The organism is Salipiger sp. ABN3_019, from assembly GCF_056158605.1.
In genome coordinates this window covers 1641713-1666820 of sequence record NZ_JBSWTP010000009.1, presented here as the reverse complement: position 1 = coordinate 1666820, position 25108 = coordinate 1641713, and the positions used below count along the sequence as shown (strand labels likewise).

At 65.4% G+C, this 25108-nt stretch carries 21 protein-coding genes and 1 riboswitch; of the genes, 10 read left to right on the top strand and 11 right to left on the bottom strand.

Going from position 1 to position 25108, the window contains the following annotated elements; genetic code table 11:
- Nucleotides 1–50: 50 nt before the first annotated feature.
- Nucleotides 51–395, top strand: coding sequence for a DUF427 domain-containing protein (locus tag ACXAD2_RS16170; protein ID WP_066105811.1), 345 nt, complete (start codon nucleotides 51–53; stop codon nucleotides 393–395).
- 132 nt (nucleotides 396–527) lie between these two features.
- Here ACXAD2_RS16170 and ACXAD2_RS16165 read toward each other — a convergent pair whose 3' ends face one another.
- Nucleotides 528–956 (bottom strand): MarR family winged helix-turn-helix transcriptional regulator, encoded by a 429-nt coding sequence (locus ACXAD2_RS16165; protein WP_475171893.1) that lies wholly within the window; start codon nucleotides 954–956, stop codon nucleotides 528–530.
- A 103-nt stretch (nucleotides 957–1059) separates the two neighbouring features.
- Between ACXAD2_RS16165 and ACXAD2_RS16160 the strand changes: the two genes are divergently transcribed.
- Nucleotides 1060–1488, top strand: coding sequence for an organic hydroperoxide resistance protein (locus ACXAD2_RS16160; RefSeq protein WP_475171892.1), 429 nt, complete (start codon nucleotides 1060–1062; stop codon nucleotides 1486–1488).
- 52 nt (nucleotides 1489–1540) lie between these two features.
- On the opposite strand, the gene ACXAD2_RS16155 is transcribed toward ACXAD2_RS16160, so the two are convergent.
- Entirely contained in the window at nucleotides 1541–3199 is a 1659-nt protein-coding gene (locus ACXAD2_RS16155; protein WP_475174907.1) for a chloride channel protein, read from the bottom strand.
- 210 nt (nucleotides 3200–3409) lie between these two features.
- Here ACXAD2_RS16155 and ACXAD2_RS16150 point away from each other — a divergent pair, with 210 nt between their 5' ends.
- A complete protein-coding gene (locus ACXAD2_RS16150; RefSeq protein WP_475171891.1) occupies nucleotides 3410–4783 on the top strand; it encodes an FAD-binding oxidoreductase in 1374 nt (457 codons plus the stop codon).
- A 131-nt stretch (nucleotides 4784–4914) separates the two neighbouring features.
- Here ACXAD2_RS16150 and ACXAD2_RS16145 read toward each other — a convergent pair whose 3' ends face one another.
- The 4 genes from ACXAD2_RS16145 to metZ form a co-directional block, all read right to left on the bottom strand.
- A complete protein-coding gene (locus tag ACXAD2_RS16145) occupies nucleotides 4915–6363 on the bottom strand; it encodes a TrkH family potassium uptake protein (protein WP_475171890.1) in 1449 nt (482 codons plus the stop codon).
- Nucleotides 6364–6419: 56 nt separating this feature from the next.
- The gene (locus tag ACXAD2_RS16140) at nucleotides 6420–6659 is read right to left on the bottom strand and encodes a hypothetical protein (protein WP_066105795.1); all 240 of its coding nucleotides are present in this window, start codon (nucleotides 6657–6659) and stop codon (nucleotides 6420–6422) included.
- Nucleotides 6660–6849: 190 nt separating this feature from the next.
- The gene (folE2, locus tag ACXAD2_RS16135) at nucleotides 6850–7947 is read right to left on the bottom strand and encodes a GTP cyclohydrolase FolE2 (RefSeq protein ID WP_475171889.1); all 1098 of its coding nucleotides are present in this window, start codon (nucleotides 7945–7947) and stop codon (nucleotides 6850–6852) included.
- A 160-nt stretch (nucleotides 7948–8107) separates the two neighbouring features.
- Entirely contained in the window at nucleotides 8108–9292 is a 1185-nt protein-coding gene (gene metZ, locus ACXAD2_RS16130) for an O-succinylhomoserine sulfhydrylase (protein WP_475171888.1), read from the bottom strand.
- A gap of 76 nt (nucleotides 9293–9368) precedes the next feature.
- A riboswitch (SAM riboswitch) is annotated at nucleotides 9369–9445 on the bottom strand.
- A gap of 165 nt (nucleotides 9446–9610) precedes the next feature.
- Between metZ and ACXAD2_RS16125 the strand changes: the two genes are divergently transcribed.
- Complete coding sequence (locus tag ACXAD2_RS16125; RefSeq protein WP_475171885.1) at nucleotides 9611–11470, top strand: monovalent cation:proton antiporter-2 (CPA2) family protein; 1860 nt, start codon at nucleotides 9611–9613, stop codon at nucleotides 11468–11470.
- 346 nt (nucleotides 11471–11816) lie between these two features.
- Nucleotides 11817–13133, top strand: a complete 1317-nt coding sequence (locus tag ACXAD2_RS16120; protein ID WP_475171883.1) for an NAD(P)/FAD-dependent oxidoreductase — start codon at nucleotides 11817–11819, stop codon at nucleotides 13131–13133.
- 78 nt (nucleotides 13134–13211) lie between these two features.
- Here the strand turns inward: ACXAD2_RS16120 and ACXAD2_RS16115 are convergent, their stop codons facing one another.
- From ACXAD2_RS16115 to ACXAD2_RS16095, 5 genes are all read right to left on the bottom strand, one after another.
- Nucleotides 13212–13721 carry a CarD family transcriptional regulator gene (locus tag ACXAD2_RS16115; protein ID WP_066105780.1) on the bottom strand — a complete coding sequence of 170 codons (510 nt, stop codon included), beginning with the start codon at nucleotides 13719–13721 and terminating at the stop codon, nucleotides 13212–13214.
- A 312-nt stretch (nucleotides 13722–14033) separates the two neighbouring features.
- Entirely contained in the window at nucleotides 14034–14372 is a 339-nt protein-coding gene (gene fdxA, locus ACXAD2_RS16110; protein WP_092430094.1) for a ferredoxin FdxA, read from the bottom strand.
- 49 nt (nucleotides 14373–14421) lie between these two features.
- Nucleotides 14422–14805: an RNA-binding S4 domain-containing protein gene (locus ACXAD2_RS16105; RefSeq protein ID WP_475171880.1), complete on the bottom strand. Its 384-nt coding sequence runs from the start codon at nucleotides 14803–14805 to the stop codon at nucleotides 14422–14424.
- A 21-nt stretch (nucleotides 14806–14826) separates the two neighbouring features.
- Nucleotides 14827–17793 (bottom strand): helicase-related protein, encoded by a 2967-nt coding sequence (locus ACXAD2_RS16100; RefSeq protein ID WP_475171879.1) that lies wholly within the window; start codon nucleotides 17791–17793, stop codon nucleotides 14827–14829.
- A 53-nt stretch (nucleotides 17794–17846) separates the two neighbouring features.
- On the bottom strand, nucleotides 17847–18407 hold the full coding sequence (locus ACXAD2_RS16095) for a tetratricopeptide repeat protein (RefSeq protein ID WP_475171877.1): 561 nt from the start codon (nucleotides 18405–18407) through the stop codon (nucleotides 17847–17849).
- A gap of 191 nt (nucleotides 18408–18598) precedes the next feature.
- Here ACXAD2_RS16095 and ACXAD2_RS16090 point away from each other — a divergent pair, with 191 nt between their 5' ends.
- The 5 genes from ACXAD2_RS16090 to ACXAD2_RS16070 all read left to right on the top strand — a co-directional run bounded on the left by ACXAD2_RS16090 (nucleotide 18599) and on the right by ACXAD2_RS16070 (nucleotide 25021).
- The gene (locus ACXAD2_RS16090) at nucleotides 18599–18904 is read left to right on the top strand and encodes an SCP2 sterol-binding domain-containing protein (protein WP_475171876.1); all 306 of its coding nucleotides are present in this window, start codon (nucleotides 18599–18601) and stop codon (nucleotides 18902–18904) included.
- Nucleotides 18901–19869 (top strand): alpha/beta fold hydrolase, encoded by a 969-nt coding sequence (locus tag ACXAD2_RS16085; protein ID WP_475171875.1) that lies wholly within the window; start codon nucleotides 18901–18903, stop codon nucleotides 19867–19869. Before ACXAD2_RS16090 ends, ACXAD2_RS16085 begins: the two co-directional genes overlap by 4 nt.
- 83 nt (nucleotides 19870–19952) lie before the next feature.
- A complete protein-coding gene (locus ACXAD2_RS16080; protein WP_475171874.1) occupies nucleotides 19953–20969 on the top strand; it encodes a ligase-associated DNA damage response exonuclease in 1017 nt (338 codons plus the stop codon).
- On the top strand, nucleotides 20966–22558 hold the full coding sequence (locus tag ACXAD2_RS16075; RefSeq protein ID WP_475171872.1) for an ATP-dependent DNA ligase: 1593 nt from the start codon (nucleotides 20966–20968) through the stop codon (nucleotides 22556–22558). Before ACXAD2_RS16080 ends, ACXAD2_RS16075 begins: the two co-directional genes overlap by 4 nt.
- A 168-nt stretch (nucleotides 22559–22726) precedes the next feature.
- Nucleotides 22727–25021 (top strand): Orn/Lys/Arg family decarboxylase, encoded by a 2295-nt coding sequence (locus ACXAD2_RS16070; protein ID WP_475171870.1) that lies wholly within the window; start codon nucleotides 22727–22729, stop codon nucleotides 25019–25021.
- Nucleotides 25022–25108: the final 87 nt, after the last annotated feature.

Below are 25108 nucleotides of genomic sequence, written 5' to 3'. Positions count from 1 at the left end.
ACTGTCGCACTGGCGTTGGTATATGATGGGCGGATAACGGGAGAGACATGATGTTGAAACAGATTGCCGTGCGCCCGGCCACGGGCACTTGGGTCATTCGCGCTGGGGGCGCCGTTCTCGGCGAGAGCAGCCGCGCGCTGGAACTGACCGAGGGCGACAAGCCCCAGACCATCTACTTCCCGCGCGAGGATGTGGCTATGGCCTTCCTCGAGCCCAGCGGATACCGCAGCACCAGCGCCGCCCTTGGCGACGCGGAGCACTTCCATATCGCCTCGAAGAGCCGCAGCTACGACAATGCGGTGTTCTCCTACACCGATCCCAAACCGGAAGCCTCGCAGATCAAGGGCTATCTCGCGTTCGATCTGCAGGACGGTGTGGCTGTCGAACAGGTGTGAGCTAGGCTCTGGACCGGCGGGCAGCGCGCTGGCTCGACAAGCCCTGCCTCGAAAAGCCCCGCCCCGAAAACATGAAAGCCGGTCCCGTTGGGGCCGGCTTTTTCGGTATGCGCCCTGCCCTTTGAAGGCGCTTCACGCCCCGCGCAGATTGTCCCGCAGCCGGCTCACCTGATCGCGCAGCGCCAAAAGCTCGTCGACGCTCATGCCCGACTGCTCCGAAATGCAGCCCGCGATATGCGCGGTGCGCGCCTCCATCGCAGCCCCCTGCTCGGTGAGGCTGATGCGCACCTGCCGTTCGTCCTTTTCGTCGCGGCGGCGGCTGACCAGCCCCATCCCCTCGAGCCGCTTCAGCAGCGGTGTCAGCGTGCTCAATTCCAATTGCAGCTGCCGCGACAGCAGGCCCACGGTCGGCGGCTCCTCGGCGGCCCAGAGCGCGCTCATCACCAGAAACTGCGGGTAGGTCAGCCCGAGCTTTTCCAGATGCGGGCGATACGCCTGCTGCAGCGCATGCACGGCGGAATAGAGCGAGAAACAGACCATGTCTTGGGGGGCGAGTGTCATGCCCAAGATATAAATCGCGCGCGATCATTTCTCAAGCGATTGACTTATGCCGCGCGACACATATCTATCGTGCACGATATAATCGCTCACAAAGGATTCTCTCATGGCACTCGACATCAAGTATCGCACGCAGGCGCAGGCATCGGGCAATGGCCGCGATGGCATCACCAAGCTGACCTCGGGCCTGCTGACCGTGACGATGAACGCGCCCAAAGAACTCGGTGGCGCGGGCAAGGGCCACAACCCCGAAGAGCTGTTCGCCATGGGCTATGCCGCCTGTTTCCTCAGCGCGATGCGCTTTGTCGCGCAGACCGAAAAGCTGGGCACCGTGCCCGCCGAGGCGACGGTGGACGCCGAAGTGGCGATCGGCGCCAAGGAGAGCGGCGGCTTCGAGCTTGTGGTGAAACTGATCGCCAAGATGCCGGGGCTGGAGCGTGAGACCGCTGAGACGATCCTCAACCGCGCGCATGAGGTCTGCCCCTATTCCGACGCCACCCGCGGCAATATCGAGGTGACGCTCGAACTGGCCTGATGCGCTGACGTGCAAAGCCCCCGGCCACCGCGTGCGGGCCGGGGCAAAGGCCTCAGCTGTGCTCTTCCGCCGCGGTTGCGGCCAAAGCGCGGTTGTAGGCCTTCAGCGCGTCCACATGGAACAGCGCGCCCTGCAGCACCGGCGCGTCGTCTGGGCTCTTGCGGGTCACCACCGGCAGATAAGCCACGCCGGATTTGTCGAAGAGCGGCAGCGCCGCCTCCAGCGTCGCCTGTGCGTTGAGGAAAAGCCCCTGCTCGATCATCCGCAGGCAGGCTTCCTCATCCGCCGCACCCTCGTCATTGGGTTTGCGCATCACCCCCTGCACCCGGAACATCGCCAGCAGATAGGCCTGCGGCCCGGCGGCGAGATGCACGTTGCGCCGCTCAAGCTGCGACAGGAAAAAGCTGCGATGCACGAGGCGCGAGGCCAGCGCGGTCGACATCGAGACCGAGATCATCACCGCCAGCCCGGTCTGCCAGTCGCCGGTCAGTTCAAACACGATCAGCGTGGTCGAGATCGGCGCGCCCAGCACCGCCGCCGCCACCGCCCCCATGCCCGCCAGCGCATAGAGCGTGAAGACAGAGCTTTGCTCGGGGAAAAGCCCGGTGGCCACATGCGCAAAGGCCAGCCCGGTCAGCGCGCCCAGCATCAGCGAGGGCGAGAACACCCCGCCGCCCATGCGCCCGGCCATGGTGATCGAGACCGCCGCCACTTTCACCGCTGCGAAAATCATCGCCTGACTGAGCGTGAGTTGCCCCGACAGCGCGCGCGATGTGGTCTCATAGCCGACGCCGATGATATGCGGGTAGAAGATGGCGATTGCCCCCAGCATCAGCCCCGCCACCGCCGGGCGCAGCCAATGCGGCAGACCGAGGCGCTTCTGGATCGCCGTACCCACGCCGTCGGACCAGAACAGCGCCTTGATCATCAGCACCGCCACCAGCCCGCAGACGAGGCCCATCAGGAAGAAGGCGGGCAGTTCGAGGTAGAATTGCACAGTGGTGGTGCCGGGCAGCACGAACTCGGTGACATCGCCGAAATAGATGCGGTTGATCACCGTGCCCGCGGCGCTGGCCACCACGATCGGGGCAAAGGCATGCAGGGCAAAGTGGCGCAGCACCACCTCTAGCCCGAAAAGCGCCCCGGCGATGGGCGCGTTGAAACTGGCCGAGACCGCCGCCGCCACGGCGCAGCCCAGAAGGTCGCGCCCGGTGATGCCGTCGACGCGCAAGAGGTTCGACACCCAAGAGGCGATCATCGCGGCGATATGCACCACCGGCCCCTCGCGGCCCGTCGAGCCGCCGGTCGAGAGGGTGATCCACGAGCAGAGCGCCGAGGCGATACCCGCCTTCTTCTCGACCCGCCCGTCGTTGAGCGCCGCGCCCTCGATCACGTCAGAGACGCTGCGCACGCGCCCGTCAGGGGTGAACTTCTGCAAAATCAGCCCGACCAATGCGCCGCCGACCACCGGCACCAGCAGCACATAGACCCACGGCAGGCTCTGCGCGAAACTATGCAGCAGGTTGACGTCCTCGGTGCCGTAGACAAAGGCCTGCAGCCGCTGGATCGCGAGGCGAAAGAGCAGCGCGGCAAAGCCTGCGGCGGCGCCGACGAACAGAGCGATGATCCAAAAGGTGATCTGACCCGGCCCCTTGTGCCGCAGCGTGTCCCACCCCCGGTTGCACAGCGCGCGCGTCTCGCGCCACTGCATGGCTAGCTGGCTCAGCATCGCTCGGTTCCGTCCTCGTCCTGCCCGTTCCCTGCCCTCATCGCAGCCCCGCCGCTGTGCCCGCGCGGGCTTGCTTGCTCACGCTCTTACTCACGCCCTCGCTCGCGCCCCTGCTCACGCCCATGTGTAGCATGGCTTTCGCAGCCCGCCCGGCGCGGATAAGGTCGCCCCGATTTTCCACGGAGGTTCTCTATGCCCGTCGCCGAAGCCCTGGAGGCTCTTGATCACTTCCTAGGCGAACAATTCACCCGCTCCAAGTCCGAACTGGACCTGCACGGCCGATCCGAGTCCTATTTCCCCCTGACGCCGCCCGATGGCGTCGCTTACCCCGAAACCGCCGAAGAGGTGCAGCGCATCGTGCAGATCTGCGCCGAGCACGGCTGCCCGGTGATCGGCTGGGGTGCCGGCACCTCGCTCGAGGGCCACGGACAGGCGGTGAAAGGCGGCGTCACCGTCGACTTCAGCCGCATGAACAAAGTGCTGGAGATCCGCCCCGCCGACATGGATGTGAGCATTCAGCCCGGCGTCACCCGCGAGGCGCTGAACGAGGAACTGCGCGCCACGGGGCTCTTCTTCCCGGTCGATCCCGGCGCCAATGCCTCGCTTGGCGGCATGGCGATGACCCGCGCCTCGGGCACCACCACCGTGCGCTACGGCTCCATGCGCGACAACGTGCTGGGGCTGAAGGCGGTGCTGGCCGATGGCCGGATGATCGAGACCGGCACCCGCGCCCGCAAATCCGCCGCCGGGTTCGACCTGACGGCGCTCTTTGTGGGCTCGGAGGGCACGCTGGGGCTGGTCACCGAGCTTACCCTGCGGCTGCATGGCATCCCCGAGGCGGTCTCGGCGGGCATCTGCGCCTTTGACGACATGGGTAGCGCCGTCACCACGGTAATGGAGACCATCCAGATGGGCATCCCCATGGCACGCATCGAGTTCGTCGACGCCGCCACCGCCCGCGCTTTCTCGGGCTACTCGGGCATGGAGATGGCCGAGAGCCCGCACCTGCTGGTCGAGTTCAACGGCTCGCCCGAAAGCGTGAAGCAGGACGCCGAGCGCTTTGCCGAGATCGTCGCCGACAATGGCGGCAGCCCGTTCGAATGGTCCGCCCGCGAGGAAGAGCGCCGCGCGCTCTGGGCGCTGCGCCACAACGGCTATTACGCCATCCTCGCCTCGCGCAAAGGCGCGCGCGCGGTGGTGACCGACATCTGCGTGCCGATCTCCGAGCTTGCGCAGGCGGTGGAAGAAACCCAGGCCGACATCGCCGCCAGCGGCATCCCCGGCCCGATCCTCGGCCATGTGGGCGACGGCAATTTCCACGCGGTGCTGCTCATCGACCCCGACAGCCCCGAGGAGCTGAAGACCGCCAAGGCGCTGTCGCACCAAATGGCCGAACGGGCGCTGCGCCTCGGCGGCACCTGCACCGGCGAGCATGGCGTCGGCCTTGGCAAGATGGCCTATATGGAGGCCGAACACGGGGCCGGCTGGCAGGTCATGGGGCAGATCAAGCGCGCGCTCGATCCGCAGAACATCATGAACCCCGGCAAGCTCGTGCCGCAGGACTGACCATGAGGGCCGGGGCGGCGCGCTGTCCCGGCCCTCGCTGCGGTGGCGGGCGAAGATGCGTATTTGTAGGAACAATGAATTGGCGCGTGGGGCTTTCATTGTTCCCCTAAATACGCCCGCCGGAGGCGCTCTTAGTCGCGCCAGAAGCGGGCGGTGAACAGCACGAAGACCGCCATGATTTCCAGCCGGCCCACGAGCATGGCAAAGACCAGCAGCCATTTGGCGGTGTCGTTGAGCGTGGCGAAATTGCCCGCCGGGCCGATGATGTCGCCCAGCCCCGGGCCGACATTGGCCAGCGCCGTGGCCGCGCCCGACACCGAGGTCACGAAGTCGAGCCCGGTGAAGCCGAGCGCCACCGACAGCACACCGAGCGAGACCACGAAGAAGACGAAATAGGCCATCACCGAGCTCAGCACCTCGTCGCTGACCGGGCGGCCCTCGAAGCGCGGGGTGAAGACGCCATGCGGCGCGCGGATGCGCTTGAGCTGCACCCGGATCGAAGCGAAGAGCAGCTGGTAGCGGAAGATTTTCACCGAGCAGGCGGTCGAGCCCGCGCAGCCGCCGATCAGCCCGATGAAGAAGAAGAGCGTGATCAGGAAGGCACCCCAGCCCATGTAGTCCACCGAGGCGTAGCCGGTGCCAGAGATGATCGAGGTGATGTTGAACAGCAACTCGCGGATCGCCTGTTCGGGGTGATGCGGGAATTTGATCACCAGCGTCACGCTCATCACCAGCACCAGCGTGAAGATCGTTGCGAAGAAGGCCCGCACCTGACTGTCGCGCCAAAGCGCGCGCTGGTTGCCGTTGAGCATCTGCACATAACGCACGAAGGGCAGCGCGGCGGCGACCATGAAGAAGGCGGCGACATATTCCGCCGGACCCGAAAAGGTGCCGAAAGACGCGTCGTAATTGGCAAACCCGCCGGTCGAGAGCGTGGTGAGCGCATGCACCGTGGCATCGAAGGCGTCCATGCCGCAGACCATATAGGCCGCGGTGCAGGCAAGCGTCATGCCCACATAGATGGTTGAGATCGACGAGGCGATCTCGGTGGCGCGGGGCAGGATTTTGCCCATGGTCTCGAAGGCTTCGGAGCGGAAGATCTGCATCCCGCCGACCCGCAGTTCGGGCAGGAACACCATGGCGACGACGATGATCCCGACCCCGCCCAGCCATTGCAGCATGCCGCGCCACAGCAAGATGCCCTTGGGCAGATCATCGAGCCCGGTGAACACCGTCGAGCCGGTGGTGGTCACGCCCGACATGGCCTCGAACACCGCATCCACCAGCCGCGCCTCGGTGGCGCCCAGCATGAAGGGGATGCCGCCAAAGAGCGGCAGCACCACCCATGCGCCGACGGTCAGCAAGAAGGTCTGCTGCAGCGTCAGCCCCTGCCGCCCGGCATTGGCGCAGGCCAGCGCGATCAGACCGCCGGTCAGCATGGTCAGCAGCGCGCTTTCGAGAAAGACATGCCACTCGCCGCGCGCCTCGGCGATATCCACCAGAAGCGGTACGAGCATGCAGGCACCAAGCGTCGTGACGAGCAGGCCGAGAACATAGGCAACGGGGCGGATGTCGAACATGGCCAGAGCCTTCGCCCGGCGCTGCTCCCCTGTCAAGCGCCGCGCTTGGGCAAGGGTCAGTCGCCGAAAAGGTCACGGAAGACATGTGGCAAAATCTGCTCGCGGGTGAGCCCCAACTCGGCCAGCCGGTCATCGCTCTGGCTTTCCAGCACGATAATCTCGCGCAGCCGCGCACGGGCCAGCCCGGCGGCGTTCACCCCAAGCCCGAGCTGGGTGAAATAGCTGTCGATCCGGGCGCGCAGCGAGCCGCGCCCCATGCCGATCATCACGTTTTCCGCTGCAGTGCTCGTGGTCATGCCAAGACCTCCGGTGGGTTGCGTTGCCCTCCGCCTTCAAGATGGTCCGGCAGGCGCGCCCGGTCACCTCTGCACCGGCAGAAATTGCTGCATTGCAGCAAAATGCCGCCGGAGTGACCGGCGGCATGAAGCTGTTGCTCAGGAAAGCGGCAGCGGCGGAGCCATGGGCCGCGCCTTCGCCTGCCTTTGCTTAGCCCTGATGGATCAGGCTCGGGAAGAGCGTCGGATCGAGGCTGGCCTGCGCAAAGGTCGGCCCTTCGGTCAGCAGCGCCACCGCGTCATGCGAGTGCAGGCTTTCCTGATGGCTGGCAAGCACGCGGTAGTCGCCGATGCGCGGATCGGCCTGCAGCGCCTCGGCAAAGAGCCGCGCCGCGTCTTCGACGAAGATCGGATTGGCGGCGTTGAGCTCGGCGAAGGCCTGCTCGTCCTCGCGCTTGACCATGACCTGCGTCTCCGTCGGCACGGCAGAGCGGCAGAGCGCCACGAGGTCCTCGAACCACATCCAGTCTTCGTCGTCGGTCAGCACCGCCGACACGCGCGCCACCGAGCGCTGCGAGTGCGGCGTGGCAAGCTGACCACGGAACTGGCGCGCATGCTCGGAAAGCTCCAGCGAGCACGGGCAGGTCGAGCTGTAGACATAATCGAGGTGCACGACGCGCTGGCGCACGCCGTCATTCTCGATCAGTTCCAGCGCGATGTCGTAATACTGATAGCCCGACAGGCCCGAGCGCAGGCTGTCGACCCGCATCGGGAAGCGGAAACGCATCTGGATGCGCGCGTCGAAGCTTTCGAGGTCGGACTTATAGTCGTCCAGCGCCGCTTCGATCACGCCAAAGCTGAAGGTCTTTTCGGCATGGGTGTAGAAGCTGCGCATGATGCGCGACATGTTGATGCCTTTTTTGTCGGCCTCGAGGCTGACCGTGCCGGTCACCGAGGTCTCGACGGTCAGCGGCGCACCTTCCTTGGTGCGATAGCTGATCGGAAGGCGGAAATTCGAGATGCCCACATGCTGAATGCGGCGGTTCTCGCCGCGGATCAGCGACGACGGGCCGTTCTGCAGGTCGGGCAGCGAGTTTTTGTACGAAGGCTCGACGGTGAACCCTTCGGGATATTGGCGCGAAAAGGTAGGGTAATCCTGTGCGGCCCCGAGAAGCTTCAGCAGCGCAGGGTCGAGATCAGTGATCTCGTTGTCGGCAGCGGTTTCGGTCCATTTGCGCAGGACCGCGAGCGCGGCCTCCGCTTCGTCACGGTTCGGGTCACGGTCTACAACCGGGGAATACACATTCATTGCCTGCCCTCCGAGGCGGGGTTCTTTCCACTTACTTAAGGTGTTTTACCGAAATATCCACCACTTACGATACCTATACGAGCATACCTATCCGTATGGATCATCTCTTGCGGGCAAAAATGTGGCCGGGCAATCTTTATTTTGCCCGGCCACAAAATCTTCACGATTTATCAAGTGCTTGTTGAATATCGGCAACAAGGTCCTCGGTGGCCTCGATGCCCACCGAAAGGCGGATCAGCCCGTCCCCGATGCCCAGATCGGCGCGCTGCTCGGGGCTGAGGCGCTGGTGCGTGGTGGTCGCGGGGTGGGTCGCAATGGACTTTGCGTCACCGAGATTGTTCGAGATCAGGATCACCTTCAGCGCATTGCAGAAGCGGAAGGCTGCCTCTTTCCCGCCTTCGATCTCGAAGGCCACCATGGTGCCCCCTGCCCCAAGCTGCCGCTGCGCCAGATCGTGCTGCGGATGGCTTTCGAGCCCCGGATAGCTGACGCGCGTGACTTTGGGATGGGGGATCACCGCCTTGGCGATCGCCTCGGCAGACGCGGTCTGCGCACGCACCCGCAGGTCGATGGTCTCCAGCCCCTTGAGCATGACCCAAGCGGTGAACGGGCTCATCGAGCCGCCGGTGTGCTTCATATAGGGTTCGATCACGCCGCGGATGATCTCGCGCGAGCCAAGGATCACACCGCCCAGCGTGCGGCCCTGCCCGTCGATGTGCTTGGTCGCCGAATAGACCACCACGTCGGCCCCCTGCTCGATGGCGCGGCTGTAGACCGGGGTCGAAAAGACGTTGTCGACCACAACCTTGGCGCCCTTGGCATGGGCCAGCTTGGCGACGGCTTCGACGTCCACCAGCTCCAGCGTCGGGTTCGACATGCTCTCGAAGAACACCAGTTCGGCACCGGGCGCCAGCGCCTCTTCCCATTGCGCCAGATCGGCCCCGTCGACAAAGACCACCTCGACGCCGAAGCGGGTCAGAATGGTTTCGAGCACATAAAGGCAGGATCCGAACAGCGCGCGCGCGGCGACCACGCGGTCACCGGCCTTGAGCATGGCGGTCAGCGCGCCCGAGACGGCAGCCATGCCGGAGGCGGTGGCAAAGGCGTCTTCGGCGCCTTCGAGCAGCGCGATGCGCTCTTCGAACATGGCGACGGTCGGGTTGCCGTAGCGGGCGTAGATATATTCATCCGCCTCGGTCTTGATAAAGCGCGCCTCGGCCTGCTCGGCGCTGTCATAGGCAAAGCCCTGCGTAAGGAAGATCGCCTCGCTGAGCTCCCCCCACTGGCTGCGCTTGGTGCCGCCGTGCACCAGTTCGGTGCGCGATGCCTTCTTGAAATCTGCCATGATCTTCCACCTTTCTGTGTCCGGGCTAACCCTCTGCGCCGGAGATGAAAAAGCCCCATTCGCGGTCAAGCGAAAGGGGCTCTCTCGTCCGACCTTTTAGCGGCATGTTTTACGTGGCCCGCAATCCGTCAACAAATCGCCACGGGGCTGAAATACGCCGCCGCCGCGCCTCGGTCAAGCGCGCAGCAGCCGCAGCCCCGCGCGCAGGTCCGATCGCGGCGGCAAATTGTCCGGCCCCGGCACATGCCGCCAGCCGCGCTTGTCATCCGCCGCGATCCCGTCTCATCATGGCGGCGCGAAGCAAGCCACGGGACGGACATGGAAAGCACGCTCTTTCAGGCCTCGATCTACCTCGCAGCCGCGGTCATCGCTGTGCCCATCGCCGCACGGCTGGGGCTGGGGTCGGTGCTGGGCTATCTGCTGGCCGGGATCGTCATCGGGCCGGTGCTGCACCTCGTCTCGCACACCGACGATCTGCGCCATTATGCCGAGTTCGGCGTGGTGATGATGCTGTTCATCATCGGGCTGGAACTGGAGCCCCGCGCGCTGTGGGACATGCGACACCGGCTGATCGGGCTCGGAGGCTTGCAAATCCTGCTGACGCTGGGGGCGGTGACCGGGCTGACCATGGCCTTTGGCCTCGACTGGCGCCCGGCGGTGGCCGCGGGGATGATCTTTGCGCTCTCCTCCACCGCCATTGTGCTGCAGACCCTCTCGGAGAAGGGGCTGATGCAGACCAATGGCGGGCGCGGCGCCTTTTCGGTGCTGCTGACGCAGGACATCGCGGTGATCCCGATGCTGGTGCTGCTGCCGCTGCTCAGCGGCCCGTTCATGGCGGCCAGTTCCAACGCTGACCACAGCGACGCAGGCCACGGCGGGCACGGCATGTCGCTGGTCGAAGGCCTGCCCGGCTGGGGCGTGGCGCTGGTCACGCTGGGGGCCATCGCGCTGATCATCCTCGCCGGGGTCTACGGCGCGCGCCCGCTGTTTCGCTACATCAACGCCGCGCGTCTGCCAGAGATGTTCACCGCCGTGGCGCTGCTCATCGTCGTCGGCATCGCCTTCCTGATGGGGCTGGTGGGCCTCTCGCCCGCGCTCGGAACCTTCCTTGCCGGTGTGGTGCTGGCCAACTCGGAGTTCCGCCACCAGCTCGAGGCCGACATCGAGCCCTTCAAGGGGCTGCTGCTGGGGCTTTTCTTCATCACCGTGGGCGCCGGGATCGATTTCGCCGACTTCCTGCGCGAGCCCCTGCTGCTGCTTGGCGCCACCGCCGCGCTGATCCTCGTCAAGGGTGCGATCCTGCATGTGCTGGGCGGGCTCTTTCACCTCAAGGGCCGCGACCGGATGCTGTTCACCCTGTCGCTGGCGCAGGCGGGCGAGTTTGGCTTCGTGCTGATCTCTTTCGCGCTGCAGCAAAACGTTCTGACCGAGGAGTTGGGCCAGCGCATGCTGATGGTGGTGGCGCTGTCGATGCTGATCACCCCGGCGCTTTTCATCCTCTATGACACGCTGTCGGCCAAGCTGGTCGAGAAAGCCGAACCGCGCGCCGACGACCGGATCGACAGTCAGGGGCCGATCATCATCGCCGGGATCGGGCGCTTTGGGCAGATCGTCAATCGCCTCGTGCAGAACTCGGGCTTTCAGACCGTGGTGATCGACCACGACATGCAGACCATCGAGTTGATGCGCAACTTCGGCATGAAGGGCTTCTTCGGCGATCCCACCCGGCCCGAACTGCTGCATGCGGCGGGCATCGGCAAGGCCAAGGTGCTGGTCGCCGCGCTTGATGACCCCAAGGCCACGACCAAACTGGTGCGCTTCGCCAAGCGCATCCGCCCCGACCTTTTCGTCATCGCCCGCGCCCGCGACCGCACCCATGTCTACGAGCTTTATCAGGCGGGCGCCGACAAGATGGTGCGCGAGATGTTCGACAGCTCGCTGCGGGCCGGACGCTACGTGCTCGAAGAGGCCGGGCTGACCGAATATGAGGCCGCCGCCGCCGAGCAGACCTTCTACCGGCACGACCGCGAGACCATGCGCGAGCTTGCCGAGCTTTGGGACCCGGGCACCCATCCCGCCGAGAACCCGGCCTACATCAAGCGATCGCAGGAACTGGAGAAGGATCTCGAAACCGCGCTCTTCGCCGCGCTCGAGGCGCAGCGGCGCGAGTTGGCCTGATCTCGCCGCTGCTGGCCAAGGGAGAATCACCCAAGGCGCGTCGCTGCAGTGCAGCAAGATATGCCGCCTAGGCGACACTTGGCGCTATAAAATAAGGGGTTTAAGTATCCCACGGTATGCCGCAGGCGCGAAAAACGCAGGGCGGATGGGGCGATAAGCTCAATTCCCGTGCAGAATGCGGCGCCAGCGCCATCAATCGCGGGAATGTGTGCGCAATGCGCCCTTTCGTCGCTGTTGTTTACGATCACCTCATGTATGCGGAGGCCGCCGGAGGTGGACCAAGACCCGCGCAAGAGGCGCCGGCCACGTCCCGCCCTCCGTCCGACAGACGCGAAATGCCTCGATCATGACACAGACTTCCAAGCCTCCCAGAATTGTCATCGTCGGCGCCGGCACTGCCGGGCTGAACCTCGCCACCCGCCTCAGCCATAAGTTCGGCCGACACGGCAAGGCCGAGATCACGCTGGTGGACGAGAACCTCTCGCATATGTGGAAACCCTCGCTGCACGAATTCGCAGCCGGCACCAAAGGGTTCGACGAAGAGATCAGCCTGCTCGAGCATTCGCATCGCAACGATTACAGCTTCCGCCTCGGACGGTTCACCGGCATCGACCGCGAGAAAAAGCTGGTGCACCTGCAGGCGGTGAACGACCCGGCCAACCGCCCGCTCGCCCCCAAGCGCGCCCTGCCCTATGACATCCTCGTGCTGGCCATCGGCAGCCGCTCGAACGACTTCGGCACGCCGGGTGTGGCCGAGAACTGCATGATGCTGGACACGCCCGCGCAGGCCAAACGCCTGCAGGCGGAACTGCTGAACCTCTTCCTGCGCTTCCAGACCGGCGCGCTTTGCACCCGGAACGACAAGCTGGAGCTGACGATCATCGGCGCGGGCGCCACCGGCGTGGAACTGGCCGCAGAGCTGCGCGAGGCCGCCGGTCAGTTCGCCCGCAACGGCATCCACAAGGTGCGCCGCCCCGACGCGGTGACCATCCGCGTGCTGGAAGCCGCGCCGCGCGTGCTGGGGGCGCTGCCCGAGAATATCTCGATGAAGGTCGAGCGGCACCTGCGCGAGCTGCACATCGACGTGCACTGCGGTGCGAAAGTGGCGCGGATCGAGCCAGGTTCGGTGCATCTGGCAGATGGCACGGAATTCACCTCGAACCTGACCGTCTGGGCCGCCGGTGTGCGCGCCCCCGAAGTGATCGGCCAACTGGAAGGCTTCGAGACCGGCAGCCTAGGCCGCCTCAAGGTGCGCCCCACCCTGCAGACGCTGGCCGACGATCAGATTTACGCTCTGGGCGACTGCGCCGATTGCCCATGGCCCGCCAAGGAGACCTCGCTGCCGCCGCGCGCGCAGGTCGCCACCCAGCAGGCCGAGTTCATGGAGCGCCAGATCGCCGCACAGCTGGCTGGCAAGCCGCTCAAGCCCTTCTCCTATGCCGACCACGGCTCGCTGGTGGCGATCTCCAACGAGGGCGCTGTGGGCTCGCTGATGGGCAAGGCGATCGGCACGATCACCATCGAGGGCTGGCTGGCCCGCCGCGCCTATCGCTCGCTGCACTTCCTGCACCGCAAGTCGGTTCTGGGCACATGGCGCGCCACGCTGAGCTCGCTGATCGGCGGCGCGTCCAAGCGCATCCGTCCGAAGCTGAAGCTGCACTGAGCCGCGCCAAAGGCAGGCAAAGCAAAAGGGCCGTCCCCGCGGGGACGGCCCTTTTTAGTTTTGAGAGAATGCGCCCTATCAGGCGGCGCGCAGCCCCAGCACTTCGTCGACCTGACGGGCGGCGGCCACTTCGTCGCCACCGCTGACAGCCGCGACTTCGCGGGTCAGGCGCTCGAGCGCGGCTTCATAGAGCTGACGCTCGGAGTAGCTCTGCTCGCGCTGATCGTCGGCGCGGTGCAGGTCGCGCACCACTTCGGCGATGGCGATCAGGTCACCCGAGTTGATCTTCTGTTCGTATTCCTGAGCCCGGCGGGACCACATGGCACGTTTCACCTTGGCCTTGCCCTTCAGGGTCTTCATGGCCTGGCTCACCACGTCGGGGGAGGACAGCGAACGCATGCCGATTTCAGTGGCCTTATGGGTGGGCACCCGCAGGGTCATCTTGTCCTTTTCGAAGGAGATCACAAACAGTTCCAGCTTGAGGCCGGCGATTTCCTGCTCTTCGATCGACATGATCTGGCCCACACCATGGGCGGGGTAGACCACGTAGTCGTTCGGGCGGAATTCGTTCTTCTTGGTCTTGGTCATCCAACAGCGTCCTTAGCAGCAAAACCTTGTGCACACGCGACAGAAAGACGGACGGGATGCGGAGCATTCCGTTCGCCTGGTGTTAACGCGTTTCGCTTAACCCCCCGGGTGCAGATCGGCCCGGTCGTATGTGCATGGTTTCAACATGAGTGGCGCAGAATATAGCACAAAACGAACGTCTTTCCTAGGAGCGCCCGCGCCGGAAAGAACTATTTCTGTACCAATATGTTACGGGGAAAAACACGCCCCCGTGTGCGGGTTCCGGCGCGGCAGGCACGAATCGCGCCCCGCGCCGGTCGTCATGCGTCTCGGTCAGTCGCCCTCGCCCGGCGCTTCCGAGAAATACTTGGTCATCTTGTCCGCCTCGCCATCGCGCTCTTCGGCTTCGGGCAGCGGGTCTTTCTTGGTGATGATCACCGGCCAGAGCTCCGCGTACTTGCGGTTGAACTCCACCCATTTCTCCATGTCCGGCTCGGTGTCCGGACGGATCGCATCGGCGGGGCATTCCGGCTCGCAGACGCCGCAGTCGATGCATTCGTCGGGGTGAATGACCAGCGTATTCTCACCCTCGTAGAAACAGTCCACCGGGCAGACTTCCACGCAGTCGGTGTATTTGCAGGCGATACAATTTTCGGTGACGACGTAGGTCATTGCTGTCTCTCAAAGGCTGATGGGCGCTTAGCTAGACCAGCACAGCGGATCATTCAAGCGTCCGGCCGCGATCAAGATCGAGTTTCCTGCGGTCACGCTTGGTGGGACGAGAATTGCCTTCGAGGCGCTGCACCGGTGGAACGTCGTCCTTCGATTTCGGCTGCGGCGGATCGAGGTCCTCGTAGAGTTGCTGCGCTTCGGGGGCCGGACCGCGCCGTTCGCCAAGCGCCAGCACCTTGATCACCCGCACCTGCCGCGCCTGAGAGAAGGTCAGCACATCCCCCGGCCCGACGTTGAAGGCCGGCTTCGATACGTTGGTCCCATTCACGCGAAGACCCGCCCCGATGGCCTTGGCCGACAGGCTCCGCGTCTTGAAGAAGCGGGCCTGCCAGAGCCATTTGTCGAGGCGGATCTTCTGTACCTGTTCGGGCACTGGGTCAGTGTCCCGAGGGGCTCAGGACTTGTCCTTGTTGAAGCCCATGAGCGCGGCCGCGAAGGGGTTGTCCGGATCGATCCGGTCCTTCTTCTCGGGACGCAACTCGAAGGTCTTCGGCCCTTTCGGACCACCCTTGCCGCCGCTGCGGGGACCGCCCTTGCCGCGCGGCTTGCCGCCGCCCTTGGGGCCACCCTTGCCGCGCGCCTGACGACCGCCTTCACGGCCACCCTCGCGGGCACCGCTGTCACGGCCACCCTGACGGCCACCACGGTTGCGGTTACCACCCCAGGTGAAGGTGTAGAACACCTCGATCTCGGGGCCTGCGAGCGCCGCATCGGGGCTCTCGCCCGGCAGCACTTCGGTTTCCGATGCCTCGGGAATGTGGTCGTCCACCTCGGTCGCGTCCGGCGTCTCGGCGATGGGGGCAACGCCCTCGTCGTCGATGCTCTCGGTGCCGGTCACCACATCCGCGGGCGCGGGCTCGGCAGCCGGATCGGCCATTGCGGCGGGGGTCGCCTCTTCTTCCTGCGCGGCGTCGAACACCGGCTCGTCCTCACCGGGCGTGCCGGTCGGCTCGGAGCTTTCGGTCAGCACCTTGTCGGCGGCACGCACCTTGGTGCGCTCGCCCTTCTCGGCGCGATAGCCGAGACCTTCCATCAGGTCGGCGAACTGCTCCAGCGTCATGCCGGTGATCGACAGCATGTCGGCCTTGGCCTCAAAGCCACCGCGGCTGTCTTCGCTGCGCAGCATGTCGGCCAGACGCTCGAGCATGTCGATGCGGATGGCGCGCTCGCCCGCGGGGCGATAGCCGGACAGCGAGTAATGCACCATCGGCACATCGCGCATGTTGGGCACGGTCACCAGACCCGGCGGCGGTGCCTCGGGGAAGGTGTCGAGATCGTTCGACAGCGACCACAGCACCAGACGCAGGCGCGTCGGTGCGGGCTTGAGCAGCAGCGGCATGAAGATCGTGTACTGACCGAAGCGCACGCCATGCTTGCGCAGCGCGCCACGGGCGTCCTGATCCAGCTGTTTGACCTCATCGGCCACCTGGCTGCGGGGGATGATGCCCATCGCCTCGATCAGGCGGAAGCCGAAGCCACGCGCCAGACCGGTCAGAGCCTCGTCGTTCTGCAGGTTCAGCAGCGGCTCGAAGAGCGCGGCGATCTTGCGATCGATGAAATGCTGCAGACGGCGTTCGACCTTCTGCGCCACATCGGGGCCAGCCTCGTCATCGACGAAAACGGCAACGCGCGGCTTCAGCGGGTCATCGCCCTTCACCAGCTTGCCAACCGCCTGCTCGCCCCACATCAGACCACCCTGTTCGGTGAAGTCGATCTCGGTATCGGGAGCGTTATAGAAGCGATCCGCCCGCAGGTGGAAATGCGGCGCCAGCGCCTGCAGCGACGCTGTCTTCAGCGTCTTGGCTTCCTGGCCCGTCGCCCCGGCATCCTGCCGGAACCGGAACCCCTCGAGCCGACCGACGAATTCGCCTTCGACGGTCACTTCTCCGTTGTCGTTCACCTCGGCCAAGAGGGCCTCCTTCTGCTTCAACCGCCGCAAGAGCACTGATGTGCGGCGGTCAACAAATCTTTGCGTCAGACGCGCGTGCAGCGCATCGGACAGTGCGTCTTCTACCGCGCGGGTCGCCTCGCGCCAATGGCTTTCGTCATCCACCCAACCTTTGCGTTGCGCCACGTAAGTCCATGTGCGGATGAACGCCAGCCGTTTCGACAACGCATCGATATCTCCATCGGTTCGATCAATGCGTTTCACTTGCCGCGCCATGAAGTCGCGCGGGATGCTCCCACGCTCGTGAAGATGCTGGTAGATCACCTGCAGCATGGACGCATGTTCATTATGACTGATGCCGCGGAAATCGGGAATACGGCAGACATCCCACAGCAGCTTTACCGAGGCCGGGTCGGACGCGCGGGCGCGGACCTCCGCCTGCGAATTGAGCGTTTTCAGCGACATCAGATCGTCGGCCTCGCGCGCCTTGACCAGATTCTGGTCCGGCGGCGCCTGCTCCAGCAAGTCGATCAGCGCCTCGGGCGAGCCGAATTTCAGCGCCGAATTCCGCCAGTTGAGCTTTTTCAGCGGGGTGAACCGGTGGCTGGTGATCGCCTCCACCCACTCTTCGTCGATCTGCCCCGCGTCGCCGGTGGTGCCAAACGAGCCGTCGCGCATCCCCCGCCCCGCACGGCCCGCAATCTGCGCCAACTCGTTCGGCTGCAACTCGCGCATGCGGCGCCCGTCGAACTTGCGCAGCGAGGAAAACGCCACGTGATCGACATCGAGGTTGAGCCCCATGCCGATGGCATCGGTGGCCACGAGGTAATCCACATCGCCGTTCTGATAGAGATCGACCTGCGCGTTGCGGGTGCGCGGGCTGAGCGCCCCCATCACCACCGCCGCCCCGCCCTTGGTGCGGCGCAGAAGCTCGGCGATGGCATAGACGTTGTCCACCGAGAAGCCGACGATGGCGCTGCGCGGCGGCATGCGGGAGATCTTGCGCGAGCCCGAATAGAACAGCTGGCTCATGCGGTCGCGGCGCATGAACTCCACACCCTTCACCAGCTGCGAGATCGGCCCACGCATGGTGTCGGAGCCCAGAAACAGCGTCTCGTTGAGCCCGCGCATGCGCAAAAGCCGGTCAGTGAACACATGGCCGCGCTCGGGATCGGCGCAAAGCTGGATCTCGTCGATGGCGACAAAATCACAGCCCATGCCCTCAGGCATCGCCTCGACCGTGCAAATCCAATATTGCGCGCGCGGCGGCACGATGCGTTCTTCGCCGGTGACCAGCGCCGCGACAGAGGGGCCGCGTGCGGCGACCACCTTGTCATAGACCTCGCGCGCCAAAAGACGCAGCGGCAGGCCGATCATACCGGACCTGTGCGCCAGCATCCGTTCGATGGCGTAATGGGTTTTGCCTGTGTTGGTCGGGCCGAGGACGGCCGCGATCCGCGCGCGTTGGGCCATGGGAGGGGGCCTTGTCTTTCGTCTTCAGCGAACCTCGGGTCCGCTTGTAGCCTTTAGAGGGAAACGCCTTTCACCTGCGTCTCCAGCCGATCGATTGCCTCGGTGACAGTCTCGTCGTAAGGCCTGAGCTCAACTACCCGTGAATAGGCCCGATAAGCAAGGTCAAGATCGCCCAGTTCCTCGTGGATCGCGCCAACGCCCTGCAGGGCGCCAAAATGATTGGGGTTAAGCGCCAGCGTATGTTCCAGCGCATCCATCGCCGGACCTAACCGGTCGGCGGCGTAATAGGCCAGCGCAAGCGTGCTCCAGCCCTCTGCGAAGCCGGGCGCATGATCGGTGAGCGCGGTGAGATGGCCGATGGCGGTGTCGATCTCGCCGACCTCCAGCGCGTCGCGGCCCCGCTTGAGCAGCAGATCCATCGCCGCAGACCCCGATTTCGACCATTCCGCGCGCAGGTCACGCTCGGCACGGTCGGCAATCTCGGCGCTGGGGGCTGCGGCCAGCTCGGCCAGCAGCTCTGCCTCGCGGCTCTGGGTGTCCTTTTCGGAACCCTGCTGAGACCCCTGCGGCCCGGCGGCGATTGCCGCATCCGGCGCCGCGTTTTGCGCACCCATCTGTGGCCCATCCGGAGTGCCCTGTTGTGCCCCCTCTTGCGCCAAAGCGAGGCAAGGTAGGGAAAACGTGACTAGGGCCAGCGCAAGCGCCGTTCTAGGTTGGATTTTGCGCGACAGCATGCTCATACAGGAAAGTGTAACCCAAGCCCGCTGGATTGCCAGCACAGGAATTCGTGAGGAGTGTCCGGATCATGAGCGAAACGGTCAAGGCGGCGGTCGCCGCGCTGAACAAGAAGCTGGATGGCGAGGGATTCGCCGGGGTTGCGAAATTCGTGATCGAAGGCAAAGGCGCGATCATCGTCGACGAAGCCGGGGCACGGGCCGCGGCAGAGGTTGGCGAGCTGCCCGCCGACGTCACGCTCACCGCCGACACCGAGACGTTCCGCGCCATCATCGAGGGTGAGAAGAACCCCACCACCGCCTATATGACCGGCGCGCTGCAGATGGATGGCGACATGGGCGCGGCCATGCGGCTGGCCAAGACGCTGGCCGGATGAGCGCCGAGGCCCCCTTCTATGCCGATCTGGCCGAGGGCCCCGAGGGCGCCCGTGCGCTCTGGATCCGCGCCGAAGACGGGCTGCGCCTGCGGCTTGGCCATTATCCCGGCCCGGCAAAGGCCGAAGGCACCGTGCTGCTGTTCCCCGGCCGCACCGAATACGTCGAGAAATACGGCCGCGTCGCGCAGGCCTTTGCCGCGCGCGGCTTTCACACGCTGACCATCGACTGGCGCGGACAGGGGCTGGCCGACCGCATGCTCGAGGACGCGCAGACCGGCCATGTGCATCTCTTTGCCGACTACCAGCGCGACGTGGATGCGATGCTGGGGGCGGCGCGCGATCTTGGCCTGCCCGAGCCCTTCCATCTGCTTGGCCACTCCATGGGCGGTGCCATCGGCCTGCGCGCGCTGGTGCGCGGCCTGCCGGTCGCGGGCGCCGGGTTCACCGCGCCGATGTGGGGCATCCGCTTTGTCGGACCGGTGCGGCAGGCGGCATGGGCGCTCAGCTGGTCCGGCGCGCGTTTCGGCATGGGGCATTTCTACGCCCCCTCCACCGGCCCCGGCAGCTATCTCACCCGCACCGCCTTTGAGGGCAATGTGCTGACCACCGACCGCAGCGGCTGGGATTATATGCTGCGACAGGTGAGCGAGGTTCCGCAGTTGCAGTTGGGCGGGCCGTCGCTGCGCTGGCTGCATGAGGCGCTGGCCGAATGCCTTGCGCTGTCGCGGTTGCCCGCGCCCGAGGTGCCCTGCCTCACCTTCCTCGGCAGCAATGAGCGCGTGGTGGACGGTGCCCGGATCCGCAGCCGCATGGCCCGCTGGCCGGGTGGCCGACTGGAGCTGATCCAAGGCGGCGAGCATGAGGTGCTCATGGAAGATGCGGTGACGCGCGAGCGGGTCATCTCGCAGATCTCGGCGCTGTACCGGCAGGCGGCAGAGGACAAGGGCGCGCAGGCCCGCGCCTGAGGGCGCTGCGTTCTCGCTTGGCTCGGACCGGCAGTTCGGGCCGCGATCTGGCCGAGCGCCGCCCCCGCGCTATGCTTCCGCGCATGGCGGATCCGGTTCTCAGCTTCACCGAGCGCGGCATTTACTGCCCCGCGGCGGATATCTACATCGACCCATGGCGCCCGGTGCCGCGGGCGCTGATCACCCACGCGCATTCTGACCACGCCCGCCCCGGCCACGGCAGCTATCTCGCCACGCCGGTCACCGCCGCGATGATCCGGCACCGGCTGGGCGTCGAGGTCGAGACGCTGCCCTATGCCGAGCCGCGCCGGATCGGCGGTGCCACCGTCAGCTTTCATCCCGCCGGACATGTGCCCGGCTCGGCGCAGGTGCGGGTCGAGGTGGGCGGCGAGGTCTGGGTGGTTTCGGGCGACTATAAGCTCGAGGACGACGGCCTGTCCGAGCCCTTCGAGCCGGTGCGCTGCCATGCGTTCATCACCGAATGCACCTTTGGCCTGCCGGTGTTCCGCTGGCAGCCGCAGGCCGAGATCGCCGCCGAGATCAACGGCTGGTGGCGCGCCAATCGCGAGGCCGGGCGCGCCTCGCTGCTGGGGGCCTACAGCCTTGGCAAGGCGCAGCGGCTGATCTCGATGCTCGACCCGGAGATAGGCCCGATCCTCACCCATGGCGCGGTGGAGGGCAGCAATGCCGTGCTGCGCGAGATCGGTGCCTTCGACCGCGAGACGATCCCCGTGACGCCCGACTTCGACCGCAAGGCGCATCCGGCGCCGATGGTGGTCGCGCCGCCCTCGGCCTTTGGCACATCATGGGCGCGCAAATTCGGTCCGGCACAGACCGGTTTCGCCTCGGGCTGGATGCGGCTGCGCGGCGTGCGGCGGCGGCGCGGCGTGCAGCGCGGCTTTGTCATCTCGGACCACGCCGACTGGCCCGCGCTGCTGCGCGCCATCAAGGAGACGGGCGCGGAAAATATATATCCCACGCATGGTTACACGGATATCTTTGCGCAATACCTGCGCAGCGAGGGCTATGAAGCGACGCCCGTTCCCACCGAGTTCGGCGGCGACGAGGATGCCGCCGAGAAAACCGGAGACGCCGCATGAAGGACTTCGCGCGCCTCTTCACCAAGCTCGACCAAACCACCAGAACTTCAGAGAAAACCGCTGCCCTCACCGAGTTCTTCCGCAGCGCGCCCGAGGCTGATCGGCTGTGGGCCGTGGCGCTCTTCTCGGGCCGCCGTCCAAAGCGCGCGGTGACCACCACGCTACTGCGCGAATGGGCCGCCGAGCGCGCGGGCATCCCACTGTGGTTGTTCGAAGAGAGCTATCCCATCGTCGGCGATCTGGCCGAAACGATCGCGCTGATCCTGCCCCCGCCGAGCGCGCCCGAGGACCGTGACCTTGCCCATTGGATCGACGTGGTGAAGGGGCTCGCGCCGCTGGAGCCCGAGGCGCGCAAGGCGGCGGTGCTGGAGGTCTGGGACCGCTTGGACCCCACCGAGCGCTTTCTTTTCAACAAGCTGATCACCGGCGGCTTTCGCATCGGCATCAGCCGCAAGCTGATGACCCGCGCGCTGGCCGAGGCGACGGGCGTCGACGAGCCCGCCATGGCGCTGCGGCTGATGGGCAAATGGCAGCCCGAAGAGACCACTTGGGCGCAGTTGACCGCCGAAGAAGATGCCAGTGAGGACGACAGCCGACCCTACCCGTTCTGCCTTGCCTCGCCGCTTGAGGCGGAGGCGGCGAGCCTTGGGGATCCCGCCGACTGGCTGGCGGAATGGAAATGGGATGGCATCCGCGGTCAGCTGATCCTGCGCGGCGGCACGCATCATCTGTGGTCGCGCGGCGAGGAGTTGATCACCGACCGCTTTCCCGAATTTGCCCGAAGCCCCGACTTCCTGCCGCCGGGCACGGTTCTGGATGGCGAGATCCTCGCATGGAAGGACGGCGGCCCGCTGCCCTTCGCGCAGTTGCAGCCCCGGATCGGGCGCAAGACGGTGCCCAAGAAGCTGCTGACCGAGGCGCCGGTGCGGATGCTGGCCTATGATCTGCTGGAGCATGAGGGGGAAGACATCCGCGCCCTGCCCCTGTCCGAGCGCCGCCAGCGGCTCGAAGCGCTGCTTGAGGGGTTGCCGGAGGACGCCGCCGTGATGCCCTCGCCGCTGCTGACCGAAGCCGATTGGCCCGCGCTCGGCGCCCAGCGCGAGAGCGCCCGCGCGCACCGTTCCGAGGGGCTGATGCTCAAACACCGGGACTCGGCCTATCGGGATGGACGCAAGCGCGGCGACTGGTGGAAGTGGAAGCTCGACCCGCTGAGCGTCGACGCGGTGATGATCTATGCGCAGCAGGGACACGGGCGGCGTGCGAACCTTTTCACCGACTTCACCTTCGCGGTGAAGGACGGCAACGGGCTGGTGCCCTTCACCAAGGCCTATTCCGGCCTCACCGACGCCGAGTTCGACGAGATCACCCGCTGGGTGAAGCGCAACACGCAGCAGCGCTTTGGCCCGGTGCGGCAGGTGACGCCCGAACTGGTGTTCGAGATCGCCTTCGAGGGCATTCAGGAAAGCCCGCGTCACAAGTCCGGCATCGCGCTGCGCTTCCCGCGCATGGCGCGCTGGCGGCGCGACAAACCGGTGGATGAGATCGACACGCTGGAGGGGCTGAAATCGCTGCTGGACGCCTATGGCTGAGCCCCGCCGTCTCTTCTGCAGGCCCTTGACGGCGGCGGGTTCAAAAGAAAGAAACATCCGATCATTATAGGGCAACATACCGTGCCCCGAAGACCCGCCCGGAACAGGGGCCCACGGCCTCGGCGACCGCACATCCACCCAACGAAAGACCCCCTGTTGGAGAAAAGAATGAAGTTCCGCTTCCCCATCGTGATCATCGACGAAGATTTCCGCTCCGAGAACAGCTCGGGCCTTGGCATCCGCGCGCTCGCCGAAGCCATCGAGTCCGAGGGGTTCGAGGTGCTGGGCGTCACCAGCTATGGCGACCTGTCGCAATTCGCGCAGCAGCAATCCCGCGCCAGCGCCTTCGTGCTGTCGATCGACGACGAGGAATTTTCTCCCGGCCCCGAACTTGATCCGGCGGTTCTCAACCTGCGCAACTTCATCGAGGAACTGCGCTGGAAGAACGAGGATGTGCCGATCTACATCTACGGCGAGACCAAGACCTCGCGGCACCTGCCCAACGACATCCTGCGCGAGTTGCATGGCTTCATCCATATGTTCGAGGACACGCCGGAGTTCGTCGCCAAGCACATCATCCGCGAAGCCAAGAGCTATCTCGAAGGCATCCAGCCCCCCTTCTTCAAGGCGCTGCTCGATTACGCCGAGGATGGGTCCTACTCGTGGCACTGCCCCGGGCATTCGGGCGGCGTGGCGTTCCTCAAGTCCCCCATCGGCCAGATGTACCACCAGTTCTACGGCGAGAACATGCTGCGCGCCGACGTGTGCAACGCGGTGGAGGAACTGGGCCAGCTGCTCGACCACAATGGCGCCATCGGCGAATCCGAGCGCAATGCCGCGCGCATCTTCAACGCCGATCACTGCTTCTTCGTGACCAATGGCACCTCGACCAGCAACAAGATGGTCTGGCACCACAGCGTGGCCCCCGGTGACGTGGTGGTCGTGGACCGCAACTGTCACAAGTCGATCCTGCACTCGATCATCATGACCGGCGCGATCCCGGTGTTCCTCAAGCCGACGCGCAACCATTGGGGCATCATCGGCCCGATCCAGCGCAGCGAGTTCGAGATCGAGAGCATCAAGGCCAAGATCCGCGCCAACCCGTTGCTGAAGGACGTGGATGCCGACGCCGTGCAGCCGCGCATCCTGACGCTGACGCAATCGACCTATGACGGGGTTCTTTACAACACCGAAGAGATCAAAGGGCTGCTCGACGGCTATGTCGAGAACCTGCATTTCGACGAGGCGTGGCTGCCGCATGCCGCCTTCCACCCGTTCTATGGCACCTATCACGCCATGGGGCGCAAGCGCGGGCGCACCAAGAAATCGGTGACCTATGCCACCCAGTCGGTGCACAAGCTGCTGGCGGGGATTTCGCAGGCCAGCCATGTGCTGGTGCAGGACAGCGAAGAGACCAAGCTCGACCGGCATCTCTTCAACGAAGCCTATCTCATGCACACCTCCACCAGCCCCCAGTACAGCATCATTGCCTCCTGCGATGTGGCGGCGGCGATGATGGAGCCGCCGGGCGGCACCGCGCTGGTTGAAGAGAGCATCGTCGAAGCGCTGGAATTCCGCCGCGCCATGCACAAGGTCGACGAGGAATACGGCGCCGACGATTGGTGGTTCAAAGTCTGGGGCCCCGAGGATTTCGACCACAACAGCGATGGCATGGGCCGCACCCGCGACTGGGTGCTGAAGAAGACCGATGCCGAGGGCGTCGAGAGCAGCGGCACCGACAGCTGGCACGGCTTTGGTGACATGGCGCCGGGCTTCAACATGCTCGACCCGATCAAGGCGACGATCATCACGCCGGGGCTCGACCTCGATGGCCGGTTTGACGACTGGGGCATCCCCGCCTCGATCGTCACCAAATATCTCGCCGAGCATGGCGTGGTGGTGGAAAAGACCGGGCTTTACAGCTTCTTCATCATGTTCACCATCGGCATCACCAAGGGCCGCTGGAACACGCTGCTGACCGCGCTGCAGCAGTTCAAGGATGATTACGCCAAGAACCAGCCGATGTGGCGCTCGATGCCGGAGTTCTGCCAGAAGCACCGCCGCTACGAGCGCATGGGGCTCAAGGACCTGTGCCAGCATGTCCACGCGCAATACGCGCAATACGACGTGGCACGGCTGTCGACCGAGATTTATCTGTCGGACCTCGAGCCTGCGATGAACCCCGGCGAGGCCTATGCCCATATCGCCCGCCGCACCACGCAGCGCGTGCCGATCGACGAGCTGGAAGGGCGGATCACCACCTCGCTGGTCACCCCCTACCCGCCGGGCATCCCGCTGCTGATCCCGGGCGAGGTGTTCAACAAGCGCATCGTCGACTACCTGCGGTTCAACCGCGAGTTCGCCCGCGCCTGCCCCGGCTTCGAGACCGACATCCACGGGCTGGTGCAGGAGGTCATGCCCGACGGCTCGGTGGAGTATTTCGCCGACTGCGTGGCAAAGTGACATCGGGGCGCGCGGCAGCAAGGGGCGCTGCCCCTCGGCGCTGCGCGCCTCACCCTGGGATATTTTGATCTAGACGAAGCGGCAGAG

Coding starts and splice junctions, on each gene's coding strand:
- ACXAD2_RS16170 (WP_066105811.1), top strand. CDS start 51: ATGTTGAAACAGATTGCCGTGCGCCCGGCCACGGGCACTTGGGTCATT.
- ACXAD2_RS16165 (WP_475171893.1), bottom strand. CDS start 956: ATGACACTCGCCCCCCAAGACATGGTCTGTTTCTCGCTCTATTCCGCC.
- ACXAD2_RS16160 (WP_475171892.1), top strand. CDS start 1,060: ATGGCACTCGACATCAAGTATCGCACGCAGGCGCAGGCATCGGGCAAT.
- ACXAD2_RS16155 (WP_475174907.1), bottom strand. CDS start 3,199: ATGCAGTGGCGCGAGACGCGCGCGCTGTGCAACCGGGGGTGGGACACG.
- ACXAD2_RS16150 (WP_475171891.1), top strand. CDS start 3,410: ATGCCCGTCGCCGAAGCCCTGGAGGCTCTTGATCACTTCCTAGGCGAA.
- ACXAD2_RS16145 (WP_475171890.1), bottom strand. CDS start 6,363: ATGTTCGACATCCGCCCCGTTGCCTATGTTCTCGGCCTGCTCGTCACG.
- ACXAD2_RS16140 (WP_066105795.1), bottom strand. CDS start 6,659: ATGACCACGAGCACTGCAGCGGAAAACGTGATGATCGGCATGGGGCGC.
- folE2 (WP_475171889.1), bottom strand. CDS start 7,947: ATGAATGTGTATTCCCCGGTTGTAGACCGTGACCCGAACCGTGACGAA.
- metZ (WP_475171888.1), bottom strand. CDS start 9,292: ATGGCAGATTTCAAGAAGGCATCGCGCACCGAACTGGTGCACGGCGGC.
- ACXAD2_RS16125 (WP_475171885.1), top strand. CDS start 9,611: ATGGAAAGCACGCTCTTTCAGGCCTCGATCTACCTCGCAGCCGCGGTC.
- ACXAD2_RS16120 (WP_475171883.1), top strand. CDS start 11,817: ATGACACAGACTTCCAAGCCTCCCAGAATTGTCATCGTCGGCGCCGGC.
- ACXAD2_RS16115 (WP_066105780.1), bottom strand. CDS start 13,721: ATGACCAAGACCAAGAAGAACGAATTCCGCCCGAACGACTACGTGGTC.
- fdxA (WP_092430094.1), bottom strand. CDS start 14,372: ATGACCTACGTCGTCACCGAAAATTGTATCGCCTGCAAATACACCGAC.
- ACXAD2_RS16100 (WP_475171879.1), bottom strand. CDS start 17,793: ATGGCCCAACGCGCGCGGATCGCGGCCGTCCTCGGCCCGACCAACACA.
- ACXAD2_RS16095 (WP_475171877.1), bottom strand. CDS start 18,407: ATGGGTGCGCAAAACGCGGCGCCGGATGCGGCAATCGCCGCCGGGCCG.
- ACXAD2_RS16090 (WP_475171876.1), top strand. CDS start 18,599: ATGAGCGAAACGGTCAAGGCGGCGGTCGCCGCGCTGAACAAGAAGCTG.
- ACXAD2_RS16085 (WP_475171875.1), top strand. CDS start 18,901: ATGAGCGCCGAGGCCCCCTTCTATGCCGATCTGGCCGAGGGCCCCGAG.
- ACXAD2_RS16080 (WP_475171874.1), top strand. CDS start 19,953: ATGGCGGATCCGGTTCTCAGCTTCACCGAGCGCGGCATTTACTGCCCC.
- ACXAD2_RS16075 (WP_475171872.1), top strand. CDS start 20,966: ATGAAGGACTTCGCGCGCCTCTTCACCAAGCTCGACCAAACCACCAGA.
- ACXAD2_RS16070 (WP_475171870.1), top strand. CDS start 22,727: ATGAAGTTCCGCTTCCCCATCGTGATCATCGACGAAGATTTCCGCTCC.